The sequence below is a fragment of the Frankia sp. CcWB3 genome, assembly GCF_977927595.1.
Genome location: NZ_CDWRCK010000046.1, coordinates 10,605 through 20,704, shown reverse-complemented (window position 1 = coordinate 20,704; position 10,100 = coordinate 10,605). Strand labels below are relative to the sequence as shown.

Annotated in this window: 9 protein-coding genes; 6 read left to right on the top strand and 3 right to left on the bottom strand. The window is 70.3% G+C overall.

From position 1 onward, the window contains the following. The first annotated feature begins 507 nt into the window (after positions 1 to 507). From ACY5KJ_RS05945 to ACY5KJ_RS05935, 3 genes are all read left to right on the top strand, one after another. On the top strand, positions 508 to 1,551 hold the full coding sequence (locus ACY5KJ_RS05945) for an SMP-30/gluconolactonase/LRE family protein (RefSeq protein ID WP_462202950.1): 1,044 nt from the start codon (positions 508 to 510) through the stop codon (positions 1,549 to 1,551). Between the two features lie 104 nt (positions 1,552 to 1,655). Continuing rightward, a complete protein-coding gene (locus ACY5KJ_RS05940; RefSeq protein WP_462202949.1) occupies positions 1,656 to 3,248 on the top strand; it encodes an FAD-binding oxidoreductase in 1,593 nt (530 codons plus the stop codon). 324 nt (positions 3,249 to 3,572) lie between these two features. Beyond that, positions 3,573 to 3,731, top strand: a complete 159-nt coding sequence (locus tag ACY5KJ_RS05935; protein WP_462202948.1) for a hypothetical protein — start codon at positions 3,573 to 3,575, stop codon at positions 3,729 to 3,731. 45 nt (positions 3,732 to 3,776) lie between these two features. Here ACY5KJ_RS05935 and ACY5KJ_RS05930 read toward each other — a convergent pair whose 3' ends face one another. From ACY5KJ_RS05930 to ACY5KJ_RS05920, 3 genes are read right to left on the bottom strand one after another with little or no spacing between them, the layout of a single operon-like run. Then, positions 3,777 to 4,772 (bottom strand): C40 family peptidase, encoded by a 996-nt coding sequence (locus tag ACY5KJ_RS05930; protein WP_462202947.1) that lies wholly within the window; start codon positions 4,770 to 4,772, stop codon positions 3,777 to 3,779. A 6-nt stretch (positions 4,773 to 4,778) separates the two neighbouring features. Continuing rightward, on the bottom strand, positions 4,779 to 5,450 hold the full coding sequence (locus tag ACY5KJ_RS05925; protein WP_462187215.1) for a hypothetical protein: 672 nt from the start codon (positions 5,448 to 5,450) through the stop codon (positions 4,779 to 4,781). Positions 5,451 to 5,490: 40 nt separating this feature from the next. After that, a complete protein-coding gene (locus ACY5KJ_RS05920; protein WP_462187216.1) occupies positions 5,491 to 5,934 on the bottom strand; it encodes a helix-turn-helix domain-containing protein in 444 nt (147 codons plus the stop codon). 1,365 nt (positions 5,935 to 7,299) lie between these two features. Between ACY5KJ_RS05920 and ACY5KJ_RS05915 the strand changes: the two genes are divergently transcribed. The 3 genes from ACY5KJ_RS05915 to ACY5KJ_RS05905 all read left to right on the top strand — a co-directional run. Further along, entirely contained in the window at positions 7,300 to 8,757 is a 1,458-nt protein-coding gene (locus ACY5KJ_RS05915) for a MinD/ParA family ATP-binding protein (protein WP_462187217.1), read from the top strand. Next, a complete protein-coding gene (locus ACY5KJ_RS05910; protein ID WP_462187218.1) occupies positions 8,754 to 9,170 on the top strand; it encodes a DUF6112 family protein in 417 nt (138 codons plus the stop codon). Before ACY5KJ_RS05915 ends, ACY5KJ_RS05910 begins: the two co-directional genes overlap by 4 nt. A 123-nt stretch (positions 9,171 to 9,293) precedes the next feature. Next, on the top strand, positions 9,294 to 10,100 hold an 807-nt coding region (locus tag ACY5KJ_RS05905), incomplete at its 3' end, for a hypothetical protein (protein ID WP_462202946.1).

The window sequence follows — 10,100 nt, the reverse complement described above, 5'->3', positions numbered from 1 at the left end:
ACACACCAGAACGGCGAACAACATCCACACCCAGCTCCAACACCAACCACTCACCGCAAGATCACGAATCTACGTGAATGTTTACCCCTCGGCATGGCCTGGCTGTCCCGGTCCGACGTCAAGGTGCGGATCGACGACGAGATCCGGGAGGCCGCGCTCGCCACCTCGACCACCCCGCGCCCGCCGGCCCCCGGTCGACCCGGCTTCCCTGGCGCGCCACCGGGCGGACCGGGCCCACGGATCGGGTACCCGGGCGCACCGAACGGCCCGAACGGGCCGGGGAGTCCCGCCATGCCGAGTGGTCCCGGAGCACCCGGTGGTCCGGTCAGCCGTCCGATGGGGGGATACCCACCACCGGTTGGGCCGGGCTGGGGTGGATTCCCGCCGGGCAACACTCCACCGCCGCGGTCGACCCCACCGCCGCGGCCGCTCGGCCCCGGGTACGGCGGACCGGGCGGCCCCGGCGACCAGACGTACCGGCCCGGTCCGGGGGGACCGGTGCACGGGATGGCGGGGGTACCACCGACCGCCACCCGCCAGGCCGGGCACCAGTCGAATCCGAACGCCCGTAACCGGACGCCGCTCATCATCGGAGCGGTCGCGTTCGTCGTCATCGTCGCCCTCACCGTCGGCATCGTGGCAGCGGTGACGAACTCGGGCGGCGGCAGCCGCGGCGGTGACCGCGGCGGTGACCGCGGCGGCGGCACGGCACGCCTCGCAACCGCCTACCGGGGAACGGCGCTGTCGGTGCAGGGCCTGAGCCCCTACAGTGTCGATGTCGATCCCGACGGCTCGCTGCTCGTCTCCAGCCTCGCGACGGACCGCATCCAGAAGATCACCCCTGCCGGGGCGGTCAGCGACCTCGCGGGCACCGGAGCCGGCGGGATCAGCGGCGACGGCGGCCCGGCCAGCGCGGCGCAGCTTGACGGGCCCGGATCGACCACCCGTGACAAGGCCGGCAACATCTACATCGGGGACGCGAAGAACAACCGGATCCGCAAGATCAGCCCAGCCGGGGTAATCACTACGATCGCCGGCACCGGTGACGCCGGTTACGGCGGCGCCGGCGGCCCGGCCACCGCAGCGAAGATCAACGGCCCGAACGATCTCCAGATGACCGACGACGGCACCCTCTACTTCGCCGACCTCGCCAGCGACACCATTCAGAAGGTGACCCCGGGCGGGATCATCACCACCGTCGCCGGGACCGGCGAGGAGGGCTTCTCGGGTGACGGCGGCCCGGCCACCCGGGCCAAGCTGAACGTGCCGTCGCTCACCGTCGGCCCGGACGGCCGGACGCTCTACCTCGCCGACTACCGCAACCACCGGATCCGCCGGGTCGACCCGAACGGCGTGATTACCACGATCGCCGGCACCGGCGTCGAAGGCTCCGGCGGCGAAGGCGGCCCAGCGGCCGCCGCCCAGTTCAAGAACCCGAGCTCGGTCGCGGTCGACGGCAGCGGCGCGCTCTACATCGCGGACAACGGCAACGACCGGGTGCGCCGCATCGATCCGAACGGCACCATCACGACCGTCGCCCAACCGGGCTAGGGTATCGCCGGTGACCTAGGGTATCGCCGGTGACACGGATGGTCGGACGACTCGTGACGACCATCGTCCACTCCCCGGACTCGTAGCAGCCGTGAGGACTGACCGTGGATGACGAGCCTGACCGACGATCGGTGTTACGGACCGCCGGAGCCGGCGGGCTCGGACTCGCCGCGCTCGGGCTCGGTGGCGGCCTGATGAGCGCCTGCCAGCAGGAGGACGCCCCCCACCCGACACCGACGGAGATCGACTGGCGCACGCTCGACGAACGGCTGATCGGTCCGCTGCTGCGACCGACCGATCCGGACTACGCCGTCGCCAGCATGCTGTTCAACCCGGCTTTCGACGCGGTACGCCCGCAGGCGGTGGTCCGTGCCATGTCTGCGGGGGACGTCACGGCCTGCATCGACTTCGCCCGCTCCACCGGGATACACCTCGTCGCGCGGGCCGGTGGCCACAGCTACGGGGGCTACTCGACGACGACCGGGCTGGTCGTGGACGTGACTGCGATGGCGTCGGTCCGGCCGGGGCCCGACGGCACCGCGCTGATCGGAGCCGGATCGCTGCTGATCGACGTCTACTCCGCACTCGCCGAGAACGGGCTGGCGCTGCCGGCCGGATCATGCCCGACCGTCGGCATCGCCGGGCTCGCCCTCGGCGGCGGCATCGGAGTGTTGAGCCGGCGCTACGGTCTGACCTGCGATCGGATGGTCTCCGCCGAGGTCGTGCTGGCCTCCGGGGAGACCGTGCGCACCGACGCCGACACCGAGCCGGACCTCTTCTGGTCGCTACGCGGCGCGGGCGGGGGCAACGTCGGCATCGTGACGTCGTTCACCTTCGCCACCCATCGGGCGACACCGTTGGTGCTGTTCACCTACCGCTGGCCCTGGGACGTGGCCGCGGACGTGCTCACCGCGTGGCAGGGCTGGATCGCCGACAGCGGCGGCGCGCCAGAGGACCTGTGGTCGACCTGCGTCATGACCTCGATGCCGACGACCGGGGTCACCGGCAGTCCGGCCCTGCGGGTGAGCGGCGTGCTCGCGGGCGGCGCCGACGACACGCGGATCACGTGGCTGCGGGATCGACTCGCCAACCTCGTCGCCGCCGTCGGCCGGAGGCCCTCGAGCACCTTCGTCGCCCAGCGTGGCCATCTCGAAACGATGCTGCTCGAGGCGGGCTGCGCGGGCAAAAGCGTTGACACGTGCCACCTGCGCGACCGGACGCCCGGAGGCACCCTGCCACGGGTGGCCCAACGGGCCGCCTCGGCGTTCCTCGCCGAACCGATGCCAGCCGGCGGGGTCGAGACGATGCTCGCCGCGCTCGAGCGACGCCAACGCACGCCCGGGGCCGGTCCGGGTAGCATAATCTTGGATTCCTGGGGCGGCGCGATCAACCGGGTCGGCCCGGGTGACACGGCGTTCGTGCACCGCGACACGCTCGCCAGCGCCCAGTTCGTCGCCGGGTACTCCGTCGACGCCTCCCCGGCGGACAAAGAGGCTAACCAGAGCTGGTTGCGATCCACGGTGGCGGCGACGGCGCCGTTCATGTCGTCGTCGGCGTACCAGAACTACATCGACCCGGACCTCACCACCTGGGCCGATGCGTACTACGGGGCGAACCTTCCACGGTTACGCCAGGTCAAGCGCGCCTACGACCCGGACAACCTGTTCCGCTTCGCGCAGAGCATCGCGCCGTCCTGAGCGGTCCCGGCGGTCCCGAGCGGGGGCTTCCCCGGCCAGGCCGGCCATTGCCCCGGGCAGCCACCCCGCGCCGGGAATCGAGGTCGACCGACCCGGGGTGGCATGCACTATTAGATCCGTTCACGTATCCGTTGCCTACTGCCCACCTATGGTCAGATCCCTGTCCATCCGCTGTCCCCCGGCCCCGCCACCGCGCAGTTCACTCACCGCTCCGGCGATTCATCTTGCGGCAACTACTCAAGGTGAGTACACACATGCTGTCGGTAACACACCGGCGTTGGTGTCCGTCTGGCCGTGTCGACTGGGTTTTCTGTGAGGTCCTCGATGAAAAGAATCTTCTGGCCGTATGGTGTCGGGTTGTTCGCCCTGTTCTTCGCGGTGACGGCACCGGGTAACGCCGCCGATGTAGTGCACAGCGCCGTCGGTGCGCTCGGTGGTGTGGCCGACGGACTGTCCACCTTCGTGTCCCAGGCGGCTACCTGACCGGAGCGACAGCACACCCGGAGTGTCCGGAACAGGAAATCCGGATCAGGAAAGCTGCCTAGCCAGCGGCCTGGTCACGGCCACGGTCCCACTCCAGTCCGAGATGTCGGATTCGACGACCCCCCACCGCGCTCCCTTGGCTGCGATGACCCGGCCGTCGCCGATGTACATCCCGACATGGCCCGGTGCCTCGGCGGTGCCGTCGGGGCCCGGGGTGAACAGCAGGTCCCCCGGCTGCGGATCGACGCCCGCGACCTGCGGGCCGAACCGCAGCTGGTCGGTCGTCACGCGGGGGAGCTCGATGCCGATGCGGCGATACGCCTCCCGGACCAGCGACGAGCAGTCCCAGGCCTCGGGACCGGTCGCACCCCAGACGTAGGGCTTGCCGATCTGCGACTGCATGAAGGCGACCATCGGGGCGACCGAACCAGCGGGGATGCCGACGCCGAGCTCCAAGGCGTCGCCGTACACCTGCGCCTGCGCGAGGATCGCGCGGACGTAGTTACGCGTCTCGGTGTACGGCGGAATGCCGGCGAAGGCAAGCACCGCACCCGCTCCCGCGTTGTACGCGGCCAGCATCTTCTCCTGGGCCGCGCCGGACACGGAGGCGACCGAGGCCGCCACCGCGCAGTCGTACCGGGCCGCCGCGGGGATCGCGTCGGCCGGGTTCCACACGTCGCCCTGCCCGTGGGACGCCCACGTCCCGGGCATGAACTGGGCGATCCCCATCGCGCCCACGGGTGACCGGGCCCGCGGGTTGAAACCCGACTCCTGGTGTAACTGGGCGGCCAGCAGGGCGGGAGTCACCTCGGCGCATCCGGCCGCGTTCGCCGCATCAATGATCGTCTGCAGGTACTCGGCCGGGATGCCGTCGGAGTTCCTGATGGTCCGGTTACCCCCGCCCTGATCCTGGATGAAGGGACCGGCGATGATCAGAATGAGGACGGAGACCAGCATGACAACGCCGCCGATGACGAGAGCCGCGCCCGCCCCCGTCCAGACCAGCCAGCGGGAACGCTTACGAGTGAAGCCGCGGGCCATCACGCCTCACCGGCCCGGTGCGTCGCCGGCGACGCTCGACAGATCCGCGCCGGCGACCCGCCACGTCCCGTCGGTCTGGCGCAGGAGAGTGAGCGCCGGGGTGGACAGCGCCACCACCGGGGCGGCGCCGCCCGCCGCCGTCTCGCGGCGCACGTTCAGCTGAAGCACCACCCGACCGGTGGCCGTCGTGTCGATCCCGCCCAGGGGCGTGGTCGCCAGCACGGTCACCCGCGAGTGGGTGCCCGCGGCGCGCACCTCCTGCCACGCCTGGCCGTCCTCGCCGGCAGCGGTTCCGGGCCCCCCGGCGCCCGAACCACCGAGGCCCGCACCCCCGGCGCCCAGGCTGGCCGCGAAGTCCTCGGTGAGGCAGTCGCGGGCCCGCTCGACACCGGCTGCCGGGCCGGGGTCCGTCCGGGCGTCGAAGGACTGCCAGCGCGTGAAGCAGTCGGCGGCTACCGCCGCCGGGTCCTTCCGGTCCACCTCGCCGGTGGGTAGCGCAGACGCGGTGGCCAGCGGCGGACCCGGCGCCTGACTCGCCCCGGGCGGTGGCCCCGTGGTGGCGGACGGGGCGGGAGACGGAGCGGGGGACGGATCGGCAGCACTGCCCGGCGCGCCGCATCCGGCCACGGTGCCCACGGTGAGCAGCAGTCCGACGGCCAGCCAGAACCGGGGCCTCACCGCGGCCGGCCGGAGCGAGGCGGCACCGAGGTGAGATCGCTCATTCCCGACCGTCCAGCCAGTCCCGCACCCGCCCCCGACGCACCCGCCACTGGTGACCGACCTTGCGGGCCGGGATGGCCCGTTCCGAAAGCAGCTTGAGGACGGTGCTCTCCGACAACCGCAACCAGGCGACCAGTTCATCGACGGTGAGCACTTCGTCGTCGTCGGAGGGTCGGGAGGGCGCACCACCGGCGGGCGTCGGCGCGAGCGGAGGGGGCGCGAACGGAGGCGCCGCGGCGGCGGGCGCCGGTGTGCTGCGGGAGGCGACGGTCGGTGGCATGCCGGTCGGGCGGGCCGAGGCCGTGCGGACCCGGCCGGATGCCGCCGGAGCGGACCGGGCCGGGGCCGAGCCGACCGGGGATTTCGCGGGCGTCGCGCCCTGCGGTGCGCCGGATCGCTGGGATGGCCGAGGCGTCGCCGTCGAGAAGCCGTCCTGCGCCACCGACGCTCCTTTCCCATCTGCCGCACGCACGGTGCCCGTGTAGTCCAGGCCGCCCCCAGCCCGCCGCGTCGCGGATCACAGCCGAACCGTCCGCCGAACCGTCCGCCGGTTCGTCCCCTCGATCCGGACGGCACATCTCCGGTTCCGGAAGGTACACCGACCCACCCAGGATGGGTAGCTTCGACCAGAGCTTGTCATACTCGAATGACTCGTGTTACATCGATCCGACCGCAGCCGAGCGCAGATAACAGTAAGTAACCTTAACTGGCACTAGCTAACCTTAGAAGGCCGGGAGGTCGACGGCGCGTGAGCGATGTGCCACAGGCACCGTACGGTGAGGAAGGCGACGCGCGGCCCGTTTCGCTCATTGGTGCCCGCATACCCTCGCCGGTCTCCCATCCCGACGGTCCGCCCATCCGAAACGATCAGTACATACGAGACGATCAGTACGTACGGGACGAAGCGGCAGGCACCGAAGACGTAGAGTCACCTCCCCATGCACGATCCGGGCGCCGACGACATCGACGGCGGGGCGGAACGGGCTCGCCGCAGCCACTCGACGAAGCGTGGCAGAGCGAGGCATTCCACCTCGATGATGCGACATCGGCGGCCCGTTCGGGTGCGGACCGTACAAACACGTCCGACGACATACCGCCATCGGTGCCGGGTACCAGGACCGAGGCACCCGGCACCGGGCCGGGCCGGGTGACCTCGGGCGCGGACACCAGCTCCCGGCGCACCCGCGGCGCCGCTGCCCGGCGCGCCGGCCGCCCGTCGGCGATTCCGCCCCGTAACCAGGCTGATCCCTCCCGCCGTCCAACCCGGCCGGCAGATCCCCGCGGTTCGACCCCGGTTCCCCCGGGCGCGGTGGAATCCTCGCAGGAGGTGAACACCGCGCCGGGTGGCAGCGCGTCAAGTGGCAGCGCGCCGGGTGGCAGCGCGTCAAGTGGCAGCGTGCCGGGTGGCAGCGTGCCGGGTGGCAGCGCGTCAGGCCGAGGCGTCAGCCCGGTTGCGCGTCCTGGTTCCCGTGGCGGCCCAACTGCGGTACCACCACACCCAACCGGGCCACTGCCGGCCCCGAACGGGCCGCGCGTCCGGCCGCCGCGCGCCTCCGCGCCCCGTCGTCCGCAGCCTCCGCGGCCGCCGCGGACGACACCGGCCGCGCCGACGGATGCGGCGTCGATCGGCGGCCCGAGCGATCCGCCGACGGCAACCGTTCCATCCACCGCGGCCGGCCGGCCAGCCCCGACCGGCCCGATCGAGGTAACCAGCCCGATCGAGGTAACCAGCCCCGGGGATCCGCAGGCCCCTCCCACGGACCATCCGGTCGTCTCCGAATCGTCCGTCCCGGGCCACATCTCCGCGGTGCCGGTCGCACCGCCGGTCGCCCGCTACACGCCGGCCGTGCCCGTCGCGCCCGTCTCGCCCGCCGCGGGCATGAAGCAGCTGACGGCTCCAGCACTCCCCACCGCGCAGCCGCAGCCGCAGCCGGACCCGGCGTCTCGATCCACCCGCAAGGCCGCGGCGGCAGGCGGCCAGACCGTCTCGCGTCGCCAGCCGTCGTCGGACGGTCGGCTGTGGCCGTGGCAGGAGCCGTGGGTCGGCGTGCGCGATCTCGAACCGTGGGAAGAGATTCCGGTACGGCTCTCTCTGCGCGACCGGGCCCGTATCCCGTTGCCCGGTTCATGGCGGATCGCGGTGACCTCGCTGTTCCCCTACTCCGGGACCACCACCCTTGCCGGAGTCGTCGGGCTGACCCTCGCCGGGGTGCGGGCGCAGCCGGTCCTCGCGGTCGATCTCTGGCCGGGGGAGTCTCCCGGGGGGGCGCCATCGTCGCCTGTGGGCACCGACACCGAGGACGAGGACGAACCACGCGGTGATCTGCTCGCGATCCGGGTCGGCGCGGCCGGAACGACGACGGTCGCCGACGTCGCCCGCCGGCAAGCCTCCGACAGTACGGTGACCGATCTACCCCTGATGATCAATGGTCGTCCCGCGGGCAGCACCAGGGACTTCGACGTGCTTCCCGTGCGACGCGGTGTTGGCGGAGGAGCCGACCGGCACGACGGTGACGGTTCCGGCGACGAGGCGTCCGCCGTCGTCCCCGCGGACGACACCGTCGCCCCGACCGGACTGCGGTCCGTGCTCGGCCTGCTCGCGCATTCCTATCCACTGGTGCTGGTCGACGCGCCGGCCGAGGCACCGCTGACGCCTACGGCGGTCCAGGCCGCGGACCTCATCATCCTCGTCACGCTCGCGACCGCCGCCGATCTGGAGGCGACGCTCACCAGACTGTGTACGTTGCGGGACGCGGCGGGTGGTGGCTCAGCCAGACACGGCGGGCCGATGATTGTGGCGGCCATGATCGCGCCATGCCGGGGCCGTCCCTCGCCCCGGACCCGCGCGGCGGCGGCCCGGCTCGGGAGGCAGGTCGACACGCTGATCCGGATCCCGTACGACGCCCGGCTCGACCCCAGCAGGCATACTCCGGTACGGATTCCTCGGCTACGCCGACGTACTCGCCGCGCCTACCTCCGGCTGGCCGCGGCTGCCGTGGAAGCCCTGTTCACTCTCGCGAAAGCCGAGGTCACGGCCGCTGCGGGCGCTGTCGATCAGCCGGGGGCCGCGGCTGGCGGCGCCGCGGAGGCGGTCACCGCCCGTGCAGATTCTGACGCTTCCGGCGGCCCACGAGCGACTACCGAGGATCACCGTGCGGCACAGGGCGTATCATTTGGCGACCTACGGTCACCAACGGCACCCACAAGGATCGCCGGACCGGATCGGCCGGGCGGCCCCCCGCCTGTGGGAAAGGAACCGAGATGATCCTGGACGCCGCCGCCGTCAAGGCGACCGTTGTCCTCGCCGAGATACAGGTCAACCCGGATGACTCCAAGGCGCCTGGCATCAATGCTCTGAAAGACCTGGTCAACGGCCTGGCGGCCTATGCGGTGGTCGCTGCAGTCGCCGCCGTGCTACTGGGTGGTATCGCATGGGCACTCGGCGAGCGGATGGGCCTCGAGCGCGCGTCGATGGTCGGCAAGAGCGGTGTGATCGCGGGCTTCGGTCTCGCATTCCTCGTCGGTGCCGCGGCAGCCTTCGTCAACTTCTTCCTTGCCACCGGCGCAACGGCCACCGCGCCCGACCCTAACCCGGCTGGCCAGCGTCAACCCGCCGTCGAGCTCACCGTTGCCGTTGACCCCGGCGTGGTCCATGACCCATCGTCAACGCTCTTCTGACCTGTTCCCCGGATACCAGCGGGCGGACATTGCGATGATGACCGTGCCGTCTTGTGAGGGGAGTGGGCGTTGGTAAGGAGTCGAAATGAAATAACTTGCGCGTTTCGAACCCTCCACAGGCCTGTGACCTGCGATGATGCTCTCGATCACGTATTTGTTACTTCATTACGTCCCCTAAGCCTTATGGAGTGGGCGGCCAGACGTCTGATCATCATCATCGTGACCACCGGCACGGTGAGTGTGATCGGCGGATTGGTCATCGGCCGTTACGTGGTTCCAGACAATGGTTCGAATGGCTCGGATACCGCGTCCGTCGCGCCGCAGACTTCTCCGAGCGATACCCCGCCCGGAGTGACGCCGACGCTGGCCCCCTCGCCGAAGCCGTCTAGCCAACCGGCCGACACCGCCACCCCCACCTCAGTCCCCGGTGTCCCCACCCGGATCAACGAGTTCGGTATCCCGGTCGGCTACCCCCGCACCGAAGCCGGCGCCGTCAGCGCCTGCGCCAACTACGTTTCTGCGTACGTAAAAGCTACCAATCGCGAGCCCACGCGCCTCAAGCAAATTTTTAGATCAATAGCAGATCCCTCGACTGCCAATCGACTCAGCCAACTTCTTATTGATGTCAATAATCAGACGGCAAAAAATTTTGGAGTTGCATCTGTAAACTCCCCCGACTTTCAATTGATTTATCGAACCCTCGGATATAAAGTTGAAAAATTTAATCCCAACGAGACAAAAGTATATATCTGGTCCAATGCAAGTGCCGGAATAATTGGTGGATCGCCGAACTACAAGCCTCGAAACTTCTGGGGAACCGACCTCTGTACGGTGAGCTGGAGTGGCACAGATTGGAAACTTTCTGACGCCACCGATGGCCCGGATGGAAGTCGAAATGAAATAACTTGCGCGTTTCGAACCCTCCACAGG

Coding starts and splice junctions, on each gene's coding strand:
- ACY5KJ_RS05945 (WP_462202950.1), top strand. CDS start 508: ATGGCGGGGGTACCACCGACCGCCACCCGCCAGGCCGGGCACCAGTCG.
- ACY5KJ_RS05935 (WP_462202948.1), top strand. CDS start 3,573: ATGAAAAGAATCTTCTGGCCGTATGGTGTCGGGTTGTTCGCCCTGTTC.
- ACY5KJ_RS05930 (WP_462202947.1), bottom strand. CDS start 4,772: ATGGCCCGCGGCTTCACTCGTAAGCGTTCCCGCTGGCTGGTCTGGACG.
- ACY5KJ_RS05910 (WP_462187218.1), top strand. CDS start 8,754: ATGATCCTGGACGCCGCCGCCGTCAAGGCGACCGTTGTCCTCGCCGAG.